We start from the raw sequence: 21,831 nt of genomic DNA, 5'->3' as shown, positions 1-21,831 counted from the left end.
GCCGAGGTCGTGAATACCCAGACCTTGTGTGAGTCGAGTAGTTTTGTCAGTTTTGATGTGATCGTCAACCCCTTACCCAATGTAGACATCAGCGGATTTGATGGTGCGATTGTGTGTATAGATGAAGCAGGTAATGTCATAAACACCGCAGACTCACCACCGATTATCGATACAGGTTTAGACAGCAATAACTTTACATTTGAGTGGGTTTTTAATGGCACAGTATTACCAGCGACCAGCCCGAGTATTGATGCCACACAGCCCGGGAGTTATACAGTAACAGTGACCAATATTAATACAGGTTGTCAAGCTATGAGTAGTGCAGAGATTATAGAGAGCAACCTACCGACTTTTGAGGTTACAGTGCTGACGCCATCCTTTAGTGAGACACATGTTGTTGAGGTCAGTAATATAGAAGGGCAAGGCAATTTTGAGTTTCAATTGGATAATGGTCCTTGGGAGAGTTTAGCACCGGGGCAAACCACTTTGGTTTTCAGTAATGTTTTACCGGGGACACATATTATAAGAGGAAGAGACGATGCCGGCTGTGGAGTGACAGCAGTTGAATTTACAATGATAGACTTCCCACCATTTTTCACGCCCAATCAAGATGGGGTCAATGAAACTTGGAATATCACGGGATTATCCAATCAACCTAACGCAAAAATTTATATCTTTGACCGTTATGGTAAATTACTGAAACAACTCAGTCCGACAGGCGAAGGTTGGGACGGTACCTTTAACGGGAGTAAGATGCCATCACAGGATTACTGGTTCAGGGTGGAGTTTATAGAACCCACAACCGGGAATCCAAGTACTTTTAAATCACATTTTACGTTGAAACGGTAGAACACATAAAAACATAAACCCATAAAAAAACCAGCTTCTTTAAGCTGGTTTTTAAGTTTTTTAGAACCTTCAATATTTAATTTAAGCTATCCATATCGATAACAAATCTATATTTAACGTCTGAACTCGTGACTCTTTCATAAGCTTCATTTATTTTTTGCATATCGATCATTTCAACATCACAGGTGATATTGTGTTTACCACAAAAATCTAACATTTCTTGTGTTTCTTTAATGCCTCCAATCAACGAGCCAGCGACGCGTTTTCTTGACAGAACAAGTGATGCACCGTGTAAAGGTTCTAAAGGTTCTATTGCACCGACAAGTACCATGGTCTTATCCCGTTTGAGCAAGCCGAGATAGGGATTCATGTCGTGTTTTACAGGGATGGTATTAAGTAAGAAGTCAAAGCTATTGGCATGTTCCTTCATTTGTTTATCATCTGTAGAAATTAAAACGTCGTGAGCACCTAAATCTTTAGCATCTTGGGCTTTGTCTTCTGAGCGGGTAATCATCACGACATGAGCGCCAAGTGCGTTGGCAAATTTAATCCCCATATGTCCTAAGCCTCCTAGACCAATCACACCAACTTTGTCTCCTTCTTTTATTTTCCAATGACTTAAAGGTGACCAGGTTGTGATGCCAGCGCATAATAACGGTGCGGTTGCTTTTAAATCTAAATTTTCGGGAATATTCAATACAAAATGTTCATCAACAACAATTTGCTGAGAATAACCGCCATAAGTATGACCTCCAAGGTGCTCATCTTTTCCGTTATAGGTGCCCACTAAACCTTCTTCACAATATTGTTCAAGGTCTTCTCGGCATGATGGACATTTACGACAAGAATCAACCATGCAACCAACTCCAACGGTTTGTCCAACTTTAAAGCCAGAAACTTCACCACCTATTGCTTCCACCGTTCCGATAATTTCGTGCCCAGGAATAACCGGATATTGACTGCCGCCCCAATCGTTTCTCACAGTGTGAATATCACTGTGGCAAACACCACAATAATCAATTCTTATCTTGACATCGTTTGGTTCAAGGTCTCGTCTTTTAATTTGTAATTCTTCCAAAGCTGCATCAGATGCTTTCGCGCCATAAGCTTTGACTTTAGTTTTTGACATATTTTATTATTAAATTATAGATTAAAGTATCAAAGCTATAAAACAATTCGTTTTGAAATTTGATTTTAATTAGCTTTAACTAAAGCTTAAATCTCTAGCTTAGTAAGTTATTATCAAATTTGTTTCAATAATTCACAAAACAACTTTACCATTTTGGGTTCAGCCTGTTGTGCTGTGGCTAAAATATCTTCTACATTAACCGGTTCTAGGTTATCGGGATCGCATTCGTCAGTTAATACTGAAACAGCGACTACTGGTAATTGTAGATGATTGGCGACAATGACTTCTGGAACTGTGCTCATTCCAACGGCATCGGCACCAATGGTTTTTAAGTAGCGGTATTCAGCTCGGGTTTCGAGTTGTGGCCCTAAAACAGAAGCGTAAACACCTTGATGTAAATTAATGTTTTGTTTATTGGCTATTTCAATTAAACTATCACTCATACTTTTATCATACGGGCAACTCATATCTACAAAAATATTACCAAGTTTAGAAACGCCTTTATAGGCTAATGGCGATCCACCAAGTAAATTGATATGATCATCAATCAGCATCAAATCACCTTTTTTAAAATTGAGATTGATAGCACCTGCTGCGTTCGAAACCAGTAATTTTTTAACGCCCAAACGTTTCATAATTCTTACGGGAAAAGTAACGTCTAACAAATCGTAGCCTTCGTACAGGTGAAATCGTCCTTGCATGATCACGGCGGTTTTGCCTTCAATCTTACCATAGATGAGTTTGCCTTTATGAAATTCGACAGTTGCTGTTGGAAAATGCGGGATGTGGTTATAACTCACTTCGTGAATGATGTCAACCTGTTCTAAAAGTTGACCTAAACCTGTGCCTAGTATGATTCCAATTTCAGGATTCTTGAAACCTTTTTCTTGAAGGTAGTGTGTGGTTTCCTTAAGGTATTTCATAATTTTATTAGTGTTTTTAAAACAGGAAAATCGTCTAAATCCTCTACATAATCAATGTCATTTTTTGGCGCTAACAAAGCTATAGATTTTGAGTTTAAATCTTGTAAAGTTAGTTTTAAAACTTGATTGGTTCCCCAGGGTTTGTGTTGAAATATTTTCGGATAAATCTGTTTAAGTCCCATTAAATAATACCCACCATCTGTAGCCGGGCCAATAACCACATCATTCTTGTCAAGTTTAGAAAAAGCTTCATTTATCAAATTGTGGTCAATGTCGTATAAGTCTGAACCAATGATAATCACTTTTTTAAACCCATCTTGAAAAGTTTGTTCAAAAGCGTATCGCATTTTCTGACCTAAGCCACCTTCAATTTGAACCTTTTTATCAAAAATCTCATCATCCCAGACATCGTTTTTTAAAATCTCATTTGTATAATAAACCTGTTTTGTTGCATTTACTTTTGAGGTGACTTTGGCTGTATGTTGCAGCAAAAATTTATAAACTTCTAAAGCCTTTTCATCGCCAATTTCTTGAGCTAGTCGGGTTTTAACTTTGCCTTTTTCAGGTTTCCTCGTAAAGATGATTAAACAGTTTTTCATATTTTATAATTTCGCGCTAAGACGCAAAGGCGCCAAGATTACATTTGATTTTATTATTTCACGAAAAGCCACCAAGACGCTAAGAAACAAAAGAAAATAAGACTCTAATATTTTTATTCAAAATATCTTTTGACCACGCTCTAAAAACTTCCCCCAAAATTTATCGTAGGCATGGACTTTTTGGGTTTGATTTCCTTTTTGATAAACCGGATAACCCTGATTACTCCATTCAAAAATACCACCATATAAATTATTGATATTTTTAAATCCCATCGCTTTGAGTTGCTCACCAATTTGTTCAGAACGCACACCAATTGAACAATATACGACTATTTCAGTGTTTTTGTCAAGCTGCTTGACTTTCTTTATATCAAAATTGTCGTAGCCTACCCAAATGGCATTTTTGAGATGACTGACTCGGAATTCTTTTTTGGCTCGGGTGTCAAGCAAAATCAAATCTTGTCCAGCATCGAGTTTGTCTTTTAAAGCTTCAACAGAAATATAATTAATACTGCCGGTGTTGAACTTTTCTATAGCTTCGTCAATAGAGTTTTGAGAAAATCCCAAAAAGCTGAAAAAACTTAAACTTAAAAATAATTTAATTGGATATCGCATCTTGATTAATAGTTTTTTTTACACCATTTTTATCGAATATTTCATCTTTATGGCATTTCATAAATTGGTCACAATACAAACAAATATTGCCCAGTTCATCGTTTTTGGCTTTGGCTTCATCTTCGCTTACTCCAAGTGCTTTGCCCATTTTTAAGGGGTCACCATCATTTAAAGCTTTAAATACAATGTTTTGTGACGCTCGTTGTAGCACGTCTGCTACCTTTTCCTGTCGCGCATCACCCATGGGAAAGTGCGTGCCGGGGCAACACGGATTAATACGCCATAGTTGGATGCTGATTTCGTTGGGAATATCATCGTAACCCCCTAAAAAATTTCGTGCACCAGACAAAATCGTGCAGAAATTATGATCGGGATTTTTATAATGAATATCATTTTTTAAGGCCTTACCACGTGCCCAATTGCCGCCAATCCACATCTCTTCGTTGGCACCCCAATAGCCCCAACTCAAATCTTTGTCTGTTAAATAATTTTCGCTGTCCACCAAGGGGTCTTTATCTTCTCCGTTGACACCACAACTTTCAAAAATCTCTGCCAGTTCCATCAAGCGATTGCCGGCGTGTTTGTGATAGCGGTCTATGCTGGCAATGTCAAAACGAGTAACGCCTTTGTCGATGAGCGCTTGAAGTTTTTTGGTGTTCAATAAATCGCCGTTGGTCTGTAGCATAATTTGGGTTTGACCTTGATATTTATCCCGTATTTTATCTAAGATAGCATGCAAGAGTTTGATATCGGCCATAGGTTCGCCACCGCTTAAAATCAGCCTATCGATTTTGTTAGGCATATTATCGATGATTTTAAAACAATCGTCTTTTGAAATACGAGCTCCAAACGGACTCGAGTCGTTGTAGCAATGGTCGCAGTCGTCGTTGCAGAGCTGTGTAAACACCCAATACAGGGATTCTATATGGTCAAAATCAGTCTTCATTTGTTTCGTTTTTCAAGTGTTTCCAAAATAAAATTTCGTCTTCTACGCCACTTTTCTCGTCTTGATAAAAAGCACTTTTAGAGTCGTATTGTATCAAGTTTCCTTGCTCAATTTTAGCAATATTGTCGCCAATAATAATGGCCTCTTTTAAATCGTGTGTCACAAAAATAGCGGTTAGGTTTTGAGACGACACCAGGTTTTTGAAAAGTTTTTGCATATGGGAACGAATTTCAGGGTCTAAAGCGCCAAAAGGTTCGTCAAGCAATAGCAATTGTGGTTTTATCACCAAGGCTCTACCAAAAGCGATACGTTGTTTTTGGCCACCTGAGAGTTGATCAGGCATTTTGTGGCCTTGGTCTTGCATACCGAGTTTTTCGAGCATGGCATTGACTTGAGCTGGAATATGTTTTGCCTTTTGCAACTTCAATCCAAAAGCGATATTGTCAAACGCTGATAAGTGTGGAAATAATAAAGCATCCTGATATAAGTAAATAATTTTCCGTTGTTGTGGAGCGAGTACATCAATTCGGTTTTCTCTGAGGTAGATTTTACCCTGATCAGCACTTTCAAGACCGGCTACAATTTTGAGTAAAGTGGTTTTACCACTGCCCGAAGCACCGATTAAACTTAAGGTTTGGCCTTTGGTTAACTCAAGATTAATTCCTTTTAAAATCTGGTCTTGACCAAATTGTTTATCAAGTTGGTGTATGCGGAGAAAGGCTTGACTCATCGGGCTAAAATTAGAATTCTTTTATTCAAATACAACAAAAGAATTGGTGGTAAGATAAGCATAACGCAAGCTAAAGCTGCATAAAACACATTTGCTTCGTTGATAAAATTAAACACCATCACGGTGAGGGTTTTAACTTTACCCAACCCGATAAACTGGGTGAGACCGTATTCAAACCATGACACCAAAAAAGATTGAAAAAAACACAATACAATTGCAGGTTTGGATAAAGGCAAAATAACTTTTAACAAGCTTTGCCATGCGCTTGCGCCTAAGGTAAATGAGAGTTGCTCGATAGACTTTAAATGTGCATTCCAAAAGTTATTAAAAATGACAATGCCAAAAGGCAACGCAAAAAAAAGTTGTGCTATCAAAACGCCGATAAAATTTCCGGATAAATTCGCAACCGTAAAATAATATTGAAAAGTCACCGCCAAGACCACAGGCGATAAAATATAAGGCACAAGCGTTAAGCGCATATACTGCTGTCTATACTTACTGTAGGCAATGTATTTAGACATAAAAAACGCTAATACACTAACTAAACTTGCCAGTGTCAATGACAAACCGAGAGATAAGAATAAACTTTCTAAAATATCACCTTGTTTAAACAAGCTGTTACCCCAATGTTGAAACGTCCATTCTTGAGGCAATATTTCTGGAAATTGCCATTGTTGCGCTAAAGACAAGCCCAATAGAAATACAATTGGAAATACCACGGCTAAAACAAAACTATATTTTAAGACTTTGCTTATCATTTAATATTGGGTTTTAAATATTTACGGCTTGGCTTGCCAAACAACACTAAAACCAAAATCACTAAGAGCACATACAGCACGCTCATCGCAAACCCTAAAGGGATATCGTTTAAATTAAATTTTTGGATTTTTTGCACAATTGCGACGGAAACCATTTGTGGGTATTGTCGCCCTAAAATCAACGGCACTTCATAAGAACTCATCACAAAAATGACAAACAATAATAAGGTCATTTTAGATTTTTTAAATAAAATTGGAAGCGTGACACATCTCAAGGTTTTTCTGCTTGAAGCACCAAGGGTTTTGGATAATTTTTCTAATTCTAAAAGGTTTTCATTTCTATAAATATTAGACATCAAAATGGTAAAAAACGGTGTGATGAGGAGCACACTGCAAAAGATGATGCCTACACCATAAAAATCTCTTACTACATTTGGAAAATCGTTTAAACTACAGATAAAGCCCAATTCAAAAGCGATTCGAGAAAACCAGCCTGAAGGCGAAAGCCATTGTAAAACCAAAAACGCCATTACCGTTGCCGGAAAACATAAGGGCAAAAATATAAAATAACTCAATCGGCCTTGTTGTATGCTTTTATTCCAACTTAAGGCCATACTCACCGCAATACACAAACTGGTCACAACACTGACAAGCCCAATGCTGAGACTATATAAAAAACTTACCCATAAATTTTGAGACGTTAGGGCTTTTTGCCAATAGTCTAAAGTAAAGCCTTTGGATAACAAGCCGGATAAACCCAAACTATAACTTAAGGCATAGCTCAACCCGGCGACCAAAGGCAAAACAATGAGTAGCCCAAACAACAACTTGATTAAAACAGGGTAAACCTTCAACTTCACGGATTTATAATTTTGGTTCTAAAATCTTCAGCCAAACGAATCATATATTCAGGATGGAGTTCCATTAAGGCGTTTTGATCAAGCTCACTGCGCAGTGGTGCATATCGGCGCTTAGCAATATATTGAAAATGTTGTTTTTGATTTTCAGGTAAATTTTCAATGTCCAAAATACTGCCATCACCCCAAACCTCAGGTTTTGATTTATGCGCTTGGGCTTGGGCTGAAATCATAAAATTGGCCACCAACATAGCTGTAGCTTTATGCTGAGACAATTTTGGAATGCCCAAATAATGACTGTTTTGAATACTGCCAAAATCTGGCACGTAAGCGCGAGCGGTATTTTGGAAAAGCCCTTCATTAATTTTATTATCCACTTCACTGTCGTTATTACTCATGCTAAACCAAATTTCACCGGAAGCAAACAGCTGATGCATTTGAGGGACATTTTCCGGAAATGCTTCACCTTCCTGCCATAAATAAGGTTTCAATTGGTTGATATAATTCCAAATTTGTTGGCTGTATTTTTGATAAGTGGCTTCATCAAAATCGCCATAGAGCTCTTTGGGGTTTTCGGCAAAACTGATCAACAAACTTTTTAAAAAAGTCAAACCCGTAAAATGATTGTCAAAGGTGAATTGACCCGGATGGGCTTTGGCAAAATCCAGCAACTCGGCTTTGTTTTGTGGCGGATTTTTAACCTTAGCAGAATCGTAGATCCAAGTCATTTGCACATTGCCCCAAGGCAACTCATAGCCGTCAATATCCTGTTGAAAGTCTTTGCCAATAAACGGATTATCAAAATTGATATATTTAGTATTTGGCAATACCGACGTCCATGGGCCGTAGAGCGCATCAATTTGACGCAGTTGGTAAAACGTTTCGCCATTTATCCACACCAAATCAATTTCGCTTTCGCTTTTGTTGGCTTGCAATTCGGTCATCAAGCTTTGCACAATCATATTGCCTTGTCCACTGACGATATTGACATCAATCCCATATTGAGATTTAACCTTGGGTAAAACAAAGTCATTCATATAAGCATTGATTTTTGGATCACCTTTCCACATCATCATATTCATGCTTTGGTTTTGGCCTTTCGCATCCACAACAGACCAATCGGATAAATCCACGTTTTTCTCATGATTTTTATCGGTTTTACAGCCTAAAAAACAGATTAGAATTATGGTTATAATGGGTTTATGCATCATGTTTATTTTATTGATTGTTTTTGCGATGTGCTTAATATGTTAACTAAATGAGAATCTCAGCATTGATAATTTAAACAATCTTTTGCGCCTTTGCGTCTTTGCGAGAGACTTTCAATAGCTCAAAACAAATACCTCACCCCAAACTGAAACTGTCTTGGCGGTCCTGCATTTCGCTGCACAAAACGTCCCGAGGACGCAGGTCCAGCCTGAATTTGATTACTTTGTGTGGCATTGTTAAAAAAACCACTTAAATTTTCTGCATTTAACACATTAAAAATATCCGCACGAAACTCCAAGCGGTGGTTATTTCCCAACTTAAATTGATGTTGCACGCCCACATCAAAAGTGTTATTCCAAGGCAAACGGTCGTTGTTTCTAGATTCACCGGGTGAGCGGTCACTGTTGCCCACATAAGCATCGCCAAAGCCTGAGCCATCACCATTCAAGTCGGTTGTGCCAAACACTTCACCATCCGGAATTCTGTTGATGGGCTGTCCGCTTTGTAAAAGTGCAGCCAAAGTAATCGTTGTGCCCTCAAACGGATAATAATTAAAAATCCCATTGATATTGTGCGTCCGGTCATTGATAGACGGTCCCCATTCGGCCTCAAAATTGTTAGCATCCATCGCTCTAAAGTTGATGTCCTCCGTATCATTTTTTAGCGATGACAAGGTATAATTAATGCGATACGAATAGTTGTTTTGACCGCGTGCTTTTTGCAAATTAAAACTCGCTGCCCAATATTCTGATTCTCCTTCGGTTTCAGTAATCACTACATTTCTCGCTACACCTTCCACCTCTTGTCCATCGATAATTCCTACACCATTTACGATAGGGATTGGGCGAGTCGCATCGGCTTCTTCTATGCTTCTCACGTCATCTGGTGAAAAATTACTATCAATAGGAAATGGTTCCGGAGCATTGAGATTTCTCAAACGGAACAAATTTCGCCCCAGATTGTGCATAACATCTACAAAAAACAATTTGTCATTCTCCAATTGCACTTGGTAACCTAACGTAAATTGATGTGAATACGGATTGTCGTAACCGTTGGGGTTTAAAATTCGTCGTTCGTTAGAAAATACATTTTGCTCGCTTCCAGCTAAATCTGCCGGTGTTGGGCCTTCTAAAAAGTTGGCATTACTAAAATTAGCCGTCAGGTTGCCATTAAAAGTTACACGGTCAATATTGGTGTTTTCTGGCAGTAAACCTTGGTCAATCAACTCCTGAATTTGCAGTTTATAGTCATCAGAATTATTATTTTGTTGCAAAGCATCGCTGTAGATGGCATAATTGATTTTATCATAGGCAATGGCATAACCACCACGAATGACAGAATTTTCAGTGAGCTTGTAATTGAAGTTAAGTCTTGGTGCGATATTGTCGGTATCGCCATCACTGCCGCCGCCTTTAGATAAATTGTCGTAATCGTATCTTAAGCCGATGGTAGCTTTGAGTTTATCGTTGATTTCCCATAAATCTTCAACATAAAACGAGGTGATGTTTTGCGTGGTGCCAAACGATGAAGGCCTTAACTCAACCCCATAATTCAACACTTCAGCATCTAAAGGAATATCATCGACATTTAAGGCGCCACCAATATTTTGATTGTTGAGCGTATTAAGTTGGTCTTCAGTTAACCTCACAATGTAATTTCCATTAGGATTGCCTCCACCAAACAATTCGTGGTCACCGCTGATGTAGTTAAACCCTGCTTTGATGGTGTGATTGTTTAAATACCACTTAAATTTTTGTTGAAACTGCAGCGTATTTTCAATTTCATCAAACACAAATCCAGGATGACCCACAATCGCAATGGGATGGTCTGCGGGGTTTCTTAGGGTAACTTGTGGTGAAGCGCCGTTATCGGGATCGGCGTAATTCCAACGAAAACGCCCATAAAGCAGATTGGTTTCAAAACTCATATTACCAATATTATATGCATTTTTTAAAGCCAGATTAATACTGTTACGTTCTTGTGCATTTCCAGCCGATGGAAAGGTAACGCCACCTTCAAGGCCGCCACCTTGTCTTTCTATATCAATTACGCCAACATTAGCCCTTAACGAACTTCTAAAATTTTCCTGCCAAATCTGGTCGATTTTAGCTGAAAAATAATTGAATGTATTGGTGCCTTCAACTGTTTCTACAACGCCTAAATCCGGCGAATTTAAAAGGTTATCTTTTTGGTCTGTAGTGTGCTCAAAATTGATAAAATAAAAGGTTTTGTCTTTTACAATCGGGCCACCAACTGCAAATCCGGATTGGTAACGTGCAAAACCATCTTGAACCAAATTGCCGGACAAATCGCGTTGGGCAAAATCCGTTTGGCCATCAATTTCCGGGCCGGGTCGGGTAACAAAAAAGACTTCGCCGTGATGTTCATTTCCACCCGATTTGGTGGTGATGTCAATAACTCCATTATTGGTCAAGCCGTATTCCGCTGAAAAATTACTGGTCAAGACCGTGATGTCTTTCACAAAACCCGTTGGAATCGCAAAACGTTGTCCACCGAGAAAACGTTCGTTATTGTCTAAACCGTCAATCAAATAGGACGTGAAAAGCGAGTTAGCGCCGTTGATACTTACATTTGGTGCTTCAGGGAAAAAGCCCGTGGCTTGAGTTACATTGGGAATTCTAAACAACACCCGCGTAATATCTCGACCTTCAACAGGTATTTCTTCAATTTCTCGAGCTTCTAATTCAAAAGATACTTCAGCGTCTCTGCGATTAATGCGACTGGTTTTTTGTTGGGTAATCAAGACTTCGTCTAAAGATTGTTCAGCAAACTCTTTGGAGACTAAGTAAAATGGTAAATTGATGTTTTCATTAGAACGAATATCAATTTGTTCAGATTGCTGTTGGGCGTATGTTGTGTTGCCTTCAAAAATGATTTGATACCCATTTAAAGGCAAAATATTTTTAAACACCACTTGCCCTTTTTCGTTTGTAGTTTTTGTGATATTTATACCTTGATTTTCGTTTTGTAATGTGATATCAATATTTGAAACACTTTGATTGGTTTTAAGATCAATCACGGTGACATTGATGTCTTGTTGTGCTATACCTACCCAAGTCAATAGGATACAGCACAGGCTTAAAAATTTAGTCATATTTTTTTGCTTTAATAAAGGATTTGAGAATGCTATTTAACGCGTGATTTAATGTAATCGCGGCGAACCTTTATTAAATGGAATATTGGCTCTGATACCAAAATCAGAAAGCACAAGATTGAAAAATAAACACTCAAATTGTTTAATTATTTTAGAAATTAAGCCTTGTATTTGAGCTGGAATTTGATGGATAAAATTTTGAATGTATTTTAAACTTTCAACATTATCAATATCTCCAAAAGTTTCAAAGCAAAGCAAATCGTTTTCAAGTTGCTCAATAGCTAATGTAATTTGGCTGAACAACTTTGAAGTTTGCCAAGAAAAATTTTGAAAATCTAATTGCTCAAAAGTGTTTTTGTGAATTCCCAGAATATAAAACCCACCATCGGCAGATGGCCCTAAACTGGTTTTGCCTTGTTTGAGCGCTTCTTGAGCCTTAAGAATATGTCGAGTTTGAAGTTGAGGTGTATCGTTTCCTATGGTGATAATTTGATCAAAACCCAAATCAAAAACATCCGTGATGGCATGATAAAACCGTTCACCGAAGGTTTGTCCTTTTTGCATTTCATTGGTAATGATACAATAAGGCAGTTGACTGCTTTTTACTTTTTGAATTAAATCTGCATTCAGTTGCTTAAATAAGCCTTCGCCGCGCATTATGTTTTTGCGCTGAGCATCAATCTCAGGAGAATTGGCAAAAATAAGAACAGCAGTTTTCGAATTCAATGTTGAAGTTTTAATTTATTTAATCGAAAAAATTTTATAACCCTTACAAAATCAAATTATCACCCCGGTCTTAAAATTAACGCATTAGGATAATCTTTTTTGATTTCATTAAAAGCTTTGTCAGCATACAATTTCGTTCTGAATTGACCAATCCAAACTTTATAATTTGGTGTTTCATATTCTATTGTTACTGGGTATTTGTAGTCTTTAGAATCGTATTCTGTTTTTGCATTTTCAGCATTTTTTCGATTACCGGAAAACAATTGAATGGTATAAAACGATTTGATATCGTGGTTTTTAATCATGTTTTTCTTCAGCAAAAGTAAACTGTCTAACTTTTGAATATTGACAGAGGTATTTTGAGCTTTTGCAGTTAAACTCCAACTAATGCATAAAATGAAGAATAGTATTTTCATAACGTATTATTTCAAACGTTTTACAAAACTAAAATATTTTGATGGACAAATTGATTTTATTATTTAGAAACACTTTAAATTAACTTTTAACAAATGTCAGTATTACCAAAATCATCCTAATATCTTATTTTTGTATTCAATTTTTTTCAGGCAACAATAAGTCTGTTTTAATATTAATTGAAAACTATTATGAAAAAGGTGATTTTACGCCCTTCTCTTTTTGCTTTATTTTTTATCCTTTTCAGCATAAATGCTCACTCTCAGGAAGTCGAAGCAGACAGCATGGCGACGGCTTCTGCAGAAAATGCCGAAGCAGCCAGTTCTGTTGTGCCAGGCGGTGACCCAGAAGCGGGTGAAAAACTATTCAAATCTTTATGTGCAGCTTGTCACAAACCTTACGAAAGGGCCGTTGGTCCAGCTTTGCACGGCGTTGTTAATAAATACGATGGTGATTTTGAATGGCTATACGCTTGGATAAAAAATAGTCAAAAGCTCATAAAGTCTGGCGATTCTAGAGCGGTAGCGATTTATGAAGAATACAATCAGACGGCAATGAACGCCTTTCCGCAGTTAAGCAACCAAGATATCGATAATATTTTAGCTTATGTGGAGCAACCAAAGCCTGAACCCAAAGTAGCTGTTGCGGATAATACAGCTGCTGGTGGTCAAGCTCAAGGCAACCAAATTTCTACAGATTTAATTTTAGCTATTTTATCTTTCGTTTTATTACTCCTTGTCGTCATTTTATATTTAGTTAATAAAACCCTTAATCGTTTTGCTGAAGTTAATGGTGTCCAATTGAAATCTGAAAATGAGCAACCGAAAAAGCCCCTTTGGAAAGCTTATGCAGAAAATGGATTTTTAGTTTTAGTTACTGCAGTTGTGTTTTTGTTAGGTACAGCTTGGTTTGGTTATGGGTATTTAATGCAAGTCGGTGTTGATCAAGGTTACGAACCCATTCAGCCTATTCATTACTCACACAGGATTCACGCAGGTGAAAATAAAATAGAATGTAAATATTGTCACTCATCAGCTCGAGTTTCTAAACATTCTGGAATTCCTTCGCTTAATGTTTGTATGAATTGTCATAAACAAATTTCAAAAGTTGCAGACGAAACACAGGCCAAAGGTGAAGAAGAATTTAATGTCGATTACAATGCTGAAATTGCTAAACTTTACGAAGCTGTTGGGTGGGATAAAACCACACAATCTTATACAGGCGAGACTAAACCTGTGAAATGGGTAAGATTACACAACTTGCCGGATTTAGCTTATTTTAACCACTCTCAACACGTGACCGTAGGACAAATAGAATGTCAACAATGTCACGGTCCAGTCGAAGAGATGGAAGTGATGTATCAGCACGCACCATTAACAATGGGTTGGTGTATTAATTGTCACCGTGAAACTAATGTTAAGGTAAAAGACAACGGTTATTATACCAAAATTCACGAAGAGTTATCCAAAAAATATAATGTAGAAGAATTTACTGCAGCCGACATGGGCGGAATAGAATGTGGTAAATGTCATTATTAATCAAACTTAGAAATACTTAGTCTTATATGTCTTCAAATAAAAAATACTGGAAAAACCCCGAAGAGCTTAAAGCAGATAGCTCTGTAGTCGAGGCCATCCAATCCAAAGAATTTACTGAAGATTTACCCAGTAAATCAGAAATCAGAGAAGAAGAATCTCAAGATGAATCTTCTACAAGCCGAAGAGATTTTTTGAAGTATGTCGGTTTTAGCACAGCAGCTGCAACTTTAGCAGCCTGTGAAGGCCCAGTGATTAAATCTATTCCTTATGTATTTCAACCCGAACGCATTGTGCCTGGTGTAGCCGATTATTATGCTACGACCATGGCTGATGGTTTTGATTTTTCAAGTGTTTTGGTTAAAACACGTGAAGGAAGACCAATTAAGATTGAGTGGAATGATAAGTCTAAAGCCAAAGCTGCCGGTGGTGCCAGAGTTCACGCTTCGGTCTTGTCTCTATATGATACCAAGCGTCTTCAAAACCCTATGATTGACGGTGCAGATGTGACTTGGAAAACTTTTGATGATGCAGTAAAAAAAGAGTTAGATACTGTTGGTGAAAAACCTGTTGTGTTTTTAACCCAAACCTTTGCGAGTCCAAGCACTCAAAAATTAATCAAAGATTTTAAAGCCAAATATCCAACGACAAAACACATTACTTACGATGCCGTTTCTGAACATTCAATGTTAGAAGCATTTAAAGCTAAATACGGCGTAAGAGCTTTACCTAATTACGACTTTTCTAAAGCTGAAACCATTGTTTCTGTATGCGCAGATATTCTAGGTGATTGGCAAGGTGGTGGTTTTGATTCAGGTTATGCTAAAAGCCGCGTACCTCAAAATGGAAAAATGTCTAAGCATATCCAGTTTGAAGCCAATTTAACCCCAACTGGAGCTAACGCTGATGAACGTGTGCCTGCTAAACCAAGTATTCAAAAGAATGTTCTTTTAGAAATATACAGACAAATTTCTGGTGAAGTCTCTGTATCACCAAAACTTGACGCGAAATACAAAAAAGCTGCTACCAAAGCGGTAAAACATCTTAAAAAAGCAGGAAGTAAAGCCATTTTTGTTACTGGCATTCAAGATCAAGCGGCACAAGCCATGGCTTTGGCTATCAACGAAGCGCTAAGCTCTCAAGTGATTGATACAGAAAATTACCGATTAATTAGACAAGGTAATGACGATGCCGTCAAAACTTTAATCAAAGATATGAACGCTGGAAAAGTTGGCGCTTTGATTACTTGTGGTGTTGACCCGGCTTATGCTTTATCCGAAGCGGATCAATTTGTTTCTGGACTTAAAAAATTGAAGTGTAGTGTGTGTTTTGCCATGACTAAACACAAAACAGCAATGTCGTCAAAGTATGTTGCGGCAACACCACACTATTTAGAGTCTTGGGGTGATGTGCAAATGACCAAAAACCATTTTGCTTTAACGCAACCAACTATTCAAAAAATATTTAATACCAGACAATTTCAAGATTGCCTTTTGAAATGGTCTGATAGCGACGAAAAATATTACGATTATCTCAAAAATAGTTTTAGCGAATATGCTAATGGCGTCAAGTGGAATACAGCTTTACACGATGGCGTTTTTGAAGCTAAAAATGAAGTTTCATCTGAAGAAACGGAAGAGAGTTCAACTTCAACTCAATCTTTAGGTCAGATGATTAGTGGTTTTAATTCCAATTCGCTTAAAGGTGAATTCGAATTGACACTTTATACTAAAGCTGCAATGGGTGACGGTAAAGGTGCTAATAATCCTTGGTTGCAGGAGTTTCCTGATGCCATCACAAGAAACACTTGGGACAACTATTTGACCATTTCTAAAACAGACGCTGATAAACTCGGTATAGAAAATAGAGTGACCTCAAAAGGTGCTATTGACGGCGATTTAGTTAATATTACTTTAGGAAAAACGACTTTAAACAATGTTCCTGTCATGGTTCAACCTGGTCAAGCACCTGGTTCGATTGGTTTAGCTCTTGGTTATGGTCAAGTCGAAGGTTTACAAGACGAAATGAAAGTTGGTGTGAATGCTTATCCTTTATATAAGGATTTCAGCAACATTCAGGGTGTTAGCATAGAAAAAACTTCCGGAAACCACGAATTTGCCAGTTTACAGTTGCAAAACACAATGGCTGGTCGAAAAGACATTATCGTCGAAACCAGTCTTGCTGATTATGTCAATAAAGACAAGGAAGAATGGAATCCTACACCGGTTTTCTCTAAAGATCACCAAGAATATCCATTTGATTCTCAAAAAGTCGATTTATGGCAAGAGTTTGATCGTTCAATAGGACATCACTTTAATTTGTCTATCGATTTAAATGCCTGCACTGGTTGTGGAGCATGTGTAATAGCTTGTCATTCTGAAAATAATGTGCCAGTAGTAGGTAAAGCAGAAGTGCGAAACAATAGAAATATGCATTGGTTGCGTATAGATCGCTATTATTCTGCTGGCGATACCTTTGAAGAAGAGCAAACCCGTTATAAAGAAGATGGGGCTTTAGACCATCACAATAGAGTAGAAGACGAGTCCTTTGACAATCCTCAAGTGGCTTTTCAGCCTGTGATGTGTCAACATTGTAACCATGCGCCATGTGAGACGGTTTGTCCAGTTGGAGCGATTGGTCACGGTCGTCAAGGTCAAAACCAAATGACCTATAACCGTTGTATAGGAACGCGTTATTGTGGTAATAACTGTCCTTACAAGGTCAGACGTTTCAATTGGTTTAGATACAACAAAAATGACGAGTTTGATTATCACATGAATAATGATTTAGGTAGAATGGTATTAAACCCTGATGTAACCGTGCGTTCAAGAGGTGTGATGGAAAAATGCTCAATGTGTATACAAATGACACAAAAAGCCATTCTTGATGCAAAGCGTGATGGCAGACCCGTTAAAGATGAAGAATTTCAAACCGCCTGTAGTAATGCTTGTGATAGTGGTGCGTTAGAGTTTGGTGATAAAAATGATAAGTCCAGTGTGGTTTATGAAAAATTACAAGACGATAGAAAATTCTATTTGCTTGGATACTTAGGCGTTGAACCTAATGTGTTTTATCAAACAAAAATTACTAATAGAGAAGAAGTTTAAACAAATTAATTAGAAAGTATATTATGTCTCATTACGAAGCACCCATTAGAAAGCCGCTTGTAACCGGAGATAAGTCTTATCACGATGTTACGGTTGATATTGCAAGACCTATTGAAGGTAGAGCGAATAAATTATGGTGGATTGTTTTTTCCATTGCTCTGTTTGCGTTTTTATGGGGATTAGGTTGTATCATATATACCATATCAACAGGAATTGGTGTTTGGGGTCTCAATAACACGATTGAGTGGGCTTGGGATATTACAAACTTTGTGTGGTGGGTTGGTATTGGTCACGCCGGAACTTTAATTTCTGCGGTATTACTTTTATTTAGACAGCGTTGGCGTATGGCGGTAAACCGATCTGCCGAAGCAATGACGATTTTTGCGGTGGTTCAGGCGGGATTATTCCCTATCATTCACATGGGACGTCCTTGGTTGGCTTATTGGGTATTACCTATTCCCAACCAATTTGGGTCGTTGTGGGTAAACTTTAACTCACCACTTTTATGGGATGTATTTGCAATTTCTACCTACCTTTCGGTGTCTCTTGTGTTCTGGTATACAGGTTTATTACCTGATTTTGCCATGATTAGAGATCGAGCGAAATTACCTTTTCAAAAGAAAATATACGGTATTTTGTCCTTTGGATGGAGTGGACGAATGAAAGACTGGCAACGTTTTGAAGAAGTGTCTTTAGTTCTCGCAGGTTTGGCCACACCACTTGTATTGTCAGTTCACACTATTGTATCTTTTGACTTTGCCACTTCGGTTGTTCCGGGCTGGCACAGTACTATTTTTCCACCTTACTTTGTTGCGGGAGCGATTTTCTCGGGTTTTGCTATGGTGCAAACCTTATTGATTATCATGCGTAAAGTCTCAAATTTAGAGAATTATATTACCATCGATCATATTGAATTGATGAACAAAGTAATTATCGTGACTGGTGGTATTGTGGGCACGGCTTACATCACAGAATATTTTATAGCTTGGTATTCCGGTAGTGCTTATGAAGATTATACATATTTGTCTTTTGGAGCAGCAACTGGACCGTATTGGTGGGCATTTTGGGCTTTGATTATTTGTAATATGATAGTGCCACTTTCTTTATGGTGGAAAAAGATGAGAAGAAATATCATGTGGACTTTTATTGTGTCTATTGTGATTAATATTGGAATGTGGTTTGAGCGTTTTGATATTATTGTATTGTGTTTAAGTAAAGGTCGTACACCTTCTACTTGGGCGATGTTTTCACCGACTTTTGTTGATGTCGGAATTTTTATAGGAACGATTGGTTTTTTCTTTGTCTTATTTTTATTGTATTCAAGAAGTTTCCCTGTGATTGCTCAAGCTGAAGTAAAAAGTATATTAAAACTATCTGGCGATCGCTACAAAGCGATGCGAAAAGCACAAGGCGACGACGTTCAGTTGTATGAACTACCTAAGCAGCAGCCGCTTCCTAATTTTGAAAAACTCATAGAGGAACAAGAAAGTCAAGAAGAAGTCACTGAAGAAAGTGGAAATTTAGCAGAAAAACTGATTTTAAATATAGGTAAAGCTTCAAAAGATGTTGCAGACGATTTAAAACGTTTGTCAGGAATAGGTCCTGCGTTAGAAGAAAAGCTCAATCAAGTTGGAGTTTACACTTATAATCAAATTTCTAACATGACTGAAAAAGAATTTGGAATATTAGACGAGCTGATTCAAAAATTTCCGAAATCCAAAACGAAATTTTGGGCGGGTGAAGCTAATTTACTTAATAAGAAATAATCATGGCAAATTACACTTTACAAGCATTATATGAAGATGATGACCACTTAATGAAAGCGGTAAAAGAAACGCGTTCAGGCAATCATCACATTGAGGAAGTTTATACGCCGTTTCCTGTTCATGGACTTGACAAAGCAGCAGGTTTGAAACCAACAAGAATGGCAATTACATCTTTTATGTATGGCGTTCTCGGTCTCGGTGTGGCAATTTGGATGATGAATTTTATGATGATAGACGATTGGCCAAGAAACATCGGTGGTAAACCGAGCTTTACTTTTTTTCAAAACATGCCAGCCTTTGTACCTATCATGTTTGAATTGACAGTCTTTTTTGCAGCACACTTGATGGTGATTACGTTTTATATGCGATCTAAAATCTGGCCGTTTAAAAAAGCTGAAAATCCAGACCCAAGAACGACTGATGACCATTTTTTGATGGAAGTTAGTGCTGAAAAAAATAATGTTCAAAACGTAGCTGAATTTTTATACGCCACAGGTGCCAAAGAAGTTACATTAAAACAATCTTAACTCATGAAATATTCAATTCTATTCATATTTTGTTTAACCCTAAGTTTGAGCTCATGTGCAGATAAGGATGATCCCAATTATCAGTATTTTCCTGATATGTATGAATCTTTAGCCTATGAAACTTATCAAGAAGCTGATATTTTCCAAAACGAACAAGAAGCTATGTTGCCTGTAGAAGGTTCAATTTCAAGAGGCTGGATGCCTTATGATTATGAGGATAATTTAGAAGGTTACGATTTGGCTAAAGCAGAACTCAAAAACCCTCTGGTATATTCTGAAGAAAACTTGAAAAAAGGAGAAGAACTATATAATATCTATTGCGCTACTTGTCACGGTAAAAAAGGTGACGGTCAGGGTTGGTTGGTGCAGCAAGAAAAAATACTCGGTGTACCATCTTATGACGATCAAGGCAGAGCAATTACAGAAGGTAGCGTATATCATGTGATGTATTATGGTATTAATACGATGGGGTCTTATGCCTCTCAAATGAGTGAAAAAGAACTTTGGCAAGTTGACCATTATGTGATGAAACTTAAAGCAGAGTTAGAAGGTAAACCCGAAAGAGCTTTTGAAACAGAAGCCGATAATGAAAAAGAAAATGAGATTGAAACTGAAGCTGAAGAAAAAGAAGTCGCAACAACTGAATAAAAGAACAAAACTAAGATAGATTATCATGTATAAAATGTCCAACAAACTTCGCTTATCTGCAATCATTTTTATGGTAGTGGGTGTTTTAGGGATTGCTTATGGTTTTTTACAAGCCCCAAGTTCAAAAGCTGAAGCGAAAGAAATATTAGAACATAAGTCAGCTCATGTTGATTCTCATGCAGAAGAGGCAAACACACACCAAGTTTCTGAAGGCAATGCACACAGCAGTGAACACGCTGATGAAGCGCACGGCTACGAACACCTTGAGCACGCTTATCATCAAATGCAAAACAGACCCTGGTCAGCCGTTTTTGTGCCGATGTTGTTTTTCTTTTTGATTGCCGTTGGTGCACTTGTGTTTTATGCTGTTCAAAATGTATCTCAAGCTGGTTGGTCTCCATTATTGTTTAGAGTAATGCAAGGCATTTCAAACTACATGTTGCCTGGCGCCATTTTAATTTACTTGTTTCTGATTTTATCTTCACTACATCTCAATCATTTATTTGTCTGGATGGATCCTGAAACAGTTGCACATGATGAAGTCATTCAAGAAAAAACACCTTATCTCAATATTCCCTTTTTCTTGATCAGATCGGCTATCATTTTATTGGCATGGGTTTGGTTTAGAAGAGTTTTAGTAAAAAATTCTGTCAAACAAGATGAGGAACAGAATTTGAGTTTATACAAAAAGAGCTTAAAACTATCAATTGCATTTCTCGTGACTTTTATTGTGACAGAAGCTGTTGTGTCTTGGGATTGGATCATGAGTATTGATACGCACTGGTTCAGTACATTGTTTGGATGGTTTGTTTTTGCAAGTATGTTTGTTTCAGCCATTACAACAATTGCTTTAGTGAGTATTTATCTCAAATCAAAAGGACTTTTAGAGCAAGTTAATGACAGCCACATTCACGATTTGGCTAAATTTATGTTTGGTTTGAGTATTTTTTGGACATACTTGTGGTTTTCTCAATTCATGTTAATTTGGTATGCCAATATGCCTGAAGAAGCCGTTTATTTTGTATCGAGACTAGAAAATTATAAATTGATGTTTTTTGGCACAGTTGCCATTAATTTTATAGGTCCACTTTTGATACTGATGAATTCAGATTTCAAACGTATCAATTGGATTGTAGTTTTAACAGGAGTTTTAATCTTATTAGGTCATTATTTCAATTTCTTTTTGTTAATTATGCCTGGAACCGTTGGAGAATCTTGGGCGCTTGGAATTCCTGAATTAGGTAGTCTATTATTCTTTTCAGGATTGTTTATTTGGTTTGTTTTTAAAGGCATCAGTCAACTGCCTTTAGTGCCAAAACATTCTCCATTTTTAAAAGAAAGTCAACAGTATCATTATTAAAATTTAATTGCTTAAGAT

Annotated in this window: 19 protein-coding genes; 7 read left to right on the top strand and 12 right to left on the bottom strand. The window is 37.4% G+C overall.

Annotation, left to right across the window (positions count from 1 at the left end; translation table 11 throughout):
- Window positions 1-849: T9SS type B sorting domain-containing protein (locus FCN74_RS11005; protein WP_246062617.1), on the top strand; the 849-nt coding region annotated here is incomplete at its 5' end.
- Window positions 850-925: 76 nt separating this feature from the next.
- On the opposite strand, the gene FCN74_RS11000 is transcribed toward FCN74_RS11005, so the two are convergent.
- From FCN74_RS11000 to FCN74_RS10945, 12 genes are all read right to left on the bottom strand, one after another.
- On the bottom strand, window positions 926-1,978 hold the full coding sequence (locus FCN74_RS11000) for an NAD(P)-dependent alcohol dehydrogenase (RefSeq protein WP_138932645.1): 1,053 nt from the start codon (window positions 1,976-1,978) through the stop codon (window positions 926-928).
- A 113-nt stretch (window positions 1,979-2,091) separates the two neighbouring features.
- Window positions 2,092-2,904 (bottom strand): purine-nucleoside phosphorylase, encoded by an 813-nt coding sequence (locus FCN74_RS10995; RefSeq protein WP_138932644.1) that lies wholly within the window; start codon window positions 2,902-2,904, stop codon window positions 2,092-2,094.
- The gene (locus tag FCN74_RS10990; protein ID WP_138932643.1) at window positions 2,898-3,500 is read right to left on the bottom strand and encodes a TIGR04282 family arsenosugar biosynthesis glycosyltransferase; all 603 of its coding nucleotides are present in this window, start codon (window positions 3,498-3,500) and stop codon (window positions 2,898-2,900) included. The genes FCN74_RS10995 and FCN74_RS10990 overlap by 7 nt, the downstream gene beginning before the upstream one ends.
- A 117-nt stretch (window positions 3,501-3,617) precedes the next feature.
- Window positions 3,618-4,115, bottom strand: coding sequence for a rhodanese-like domain-containing protein (locus FCN74_RS10985; protein ID WP_138932642.1), 498 nt, complete (start codon window positions 4,113-4,115; stop codon window positions 3,618-3,620).
- Window positions 4,099-5,061 carry a radical SAM protein gene (locus FCN74_RS10980; RefSeq protein ID WP_138932641.1) on the bottom strand — a complete coding sequence of 321 codons (963 nt, stop codon included), beginning with the start codon at window positions 5,059-5,061 and terminating at the stop codon, window positions 4,099-4,101. The genes FCN74_RS10985 and FCN74_RS10980 overlap by 17 nt, the downstream gene beginning before the upstream one ends.
- A complete protein-coding gene (locus FCN74_RS10975; protein WP_138932640.1) occupies window positions 5,051-5,791 on the bottom strand; it encodes an ABC transporter ATP-binding protein in 741 nt (246 codons plus the stop codon). Before FCN74_RS10975 ends, FCN74_RS10980 begins: the two co-directional genes overlap by 11 nt.
- Entirely contained in the window at window positions 5,788-6,549 is a 762-nt protein-coding gene (locus tag FCN74_RS10970) for an ABC transporter permease (RefSeq protein ID WP_138932639.1), read from the bottom strand. Before FCN74_RS10970 ends, FCN74_RS10975 begins: the two co-directional genes overlap by 4 nt.
- On the bottom strand, window positions 6,546-7,409 hold the full coding sequence (locus FCN74_RS10965) for an ABC transporter permease subunit (RefSeq protein WP_138932638.1): 864 nt from the start codon (window positions 7,407-7,409) through the stop codon (window positions 6,546-6,548). The genes FCN74_RS10970 and FCN74_RS10965 overlap by 4 nt, the downstream gene beginning before the upstream one ends.
- Window positions 7,406-8,614 (bottom strand): ABC transporter substrate-binding protein, encoded by a 1,209-nt coding sequence (locus FCN74_RS10960; protein ID WP_246062616.1) that lies wholly within the window; start codon window positions 8,612-8,614, stop codon window positions 7,406-7,408. The genes FCN74_RS10965 and FCN74_RS10960 overlap by 4 nt, the downstream gene beginning before the upstream one ends.
- Before the next feature lie 122 nt (window positions 8,615-8,736).
- On the bottom strand, window positions 8,737-11,730 hold the full coding sequence (locus tag FCN74_RS10955; RefSeq protein WP_138932636.1) for a TonB-dependent receptor: 2,994 nt from the start codon (window positions 11,728-11,730) through the stop codon (window positions 8,737-8,739).
- Window positions 11,731-11,778: 48 nt separating this feature from the next.
- Window positions 11,779-12,456 (bottom strand): TIGR04282 family arsenosugar biosynthesis glycosyltransferase, encoded by a 678-nt coding sequence (locus FCN74_RS10950; RefSeq protein WP_138932635.1) that lies wholly within the window; start codon window positions 12,454-12,456, stop codon window positions 11,779-11,781.
- Between the two features lie 59 nt (window positions 12,457-12,515).
- The gene (locus FCN74_RS10945) at window positions 12,516-12,872 is read right to left on the bottom strand and encodes an SPOR domain-containing protein (protein WP_138932634.1); all 357 of its coding nucleotides are present in this window, start codon (window positions 12,870-12,872) and stop codon (window positions 12,516-12,518) included.
- Between the two features lie 189 nt (window positions 12,873-13,061).
- On the opposite strand from FCN74_RS10945, the gene FCN74_RS10940 reads away from it, so the two are divergent.
- Genes FCN74_RS10940 through FCN74_RS10915 form a run of 6 tightly spaced genes read left to right on the top strand, consistent with a single transcriptional unit; the run spans window position 13,062 to window position 21,813 of the window.
- Window positions 13,062-14,408: a c-type cytochrome gene (locus FCN74_RS10940; RefSeq protein ID WP_138932633.1), complete on the top strand. Its 1,347-nt coding sequence runs from the start codon at window positions 13,062-13,064 to the stop codon at window positions 14,406-14,408.
- A gap of 26 nt (window positions 14,409-14,434) precedes the next feature.
- Window positions 14,435-17,512, top strand: a complete 3,078-nt coding sequence (locus FCN74_RS10935; protein ID WP_138932632.1) for a TAT-variant-translocated molybdopterin oxidoreductase — start codon at window positions 14,435-14,437, stop codon at window positions 17,510-17,512.
- A 23-nt stretch (window positions 17,513-17,535) separates the two neighbouring features.
- Window positions 17,536-19,278, top strand: a complete 1,743-nt coding sequence (nrfD, locus tag FCN74_RS10930; RefSeq protein ID WP_246062615.1) for an NrfD/PsrC family molybdoenzyme membrane anchor subunit — start codon at window positions 17,536-17,538, stop codon at window positions 19,276-19,278.
- A 2-nt stretch (window positions 19,279-19,280) separates the two neighbouring features.
- Entirely contained in the window at window positions 19,281-19,805 is a 525-nt protein-coding gene (locus FCN74_RS10925) for a DUF3341 domain-containing protein (RefSeq protein WP_138932630.1), read from the top strand.
- 3 nt (window positions 19,806-19,808) lie between these two features.
- Window positions 19,809-20,453 (top strand): c-type cytochrome, encoded by a 645-nt coding sequence (locus FCN74_RS10920; protein ID WP_138932629.1) that lies wholly within the window; start codon window positions 19,809-19,811, stop codon window positions 20,451-20,453.
- 25 nt (window positions 20,454-20,478) lie between these two features.
- Window positions 20,479-21,813 carry a quinol:cytochrome C oxidoreductase gene (locus tag FCN74_RS10915; protein WP_138932628.1) on the top strand — a complete coding sequence of 445 codons (1,335 nt, stop codon included), beginning with the start codon at window positions 20,479-20,481 and terminating at the stop codon, window positions 21,811-21,813.
- Window positions 21,814-21,831: the final 18 nt, after the last annotated feature.

It is taken from the genome of Mesohalobacter halotolerans (assembly GCF_006120725.1).
GTDB classification, from domain to species: domain Bacteria; phylum Bacteroidota; class Bacteroidia; order Flavobacteriales; family Flavobacteriaceae; genus Psychroflexus; species Psychroflexus halotolerans.
This window is presented reverse-complemented; position numbering and strand designations above follow the sequence as displayed.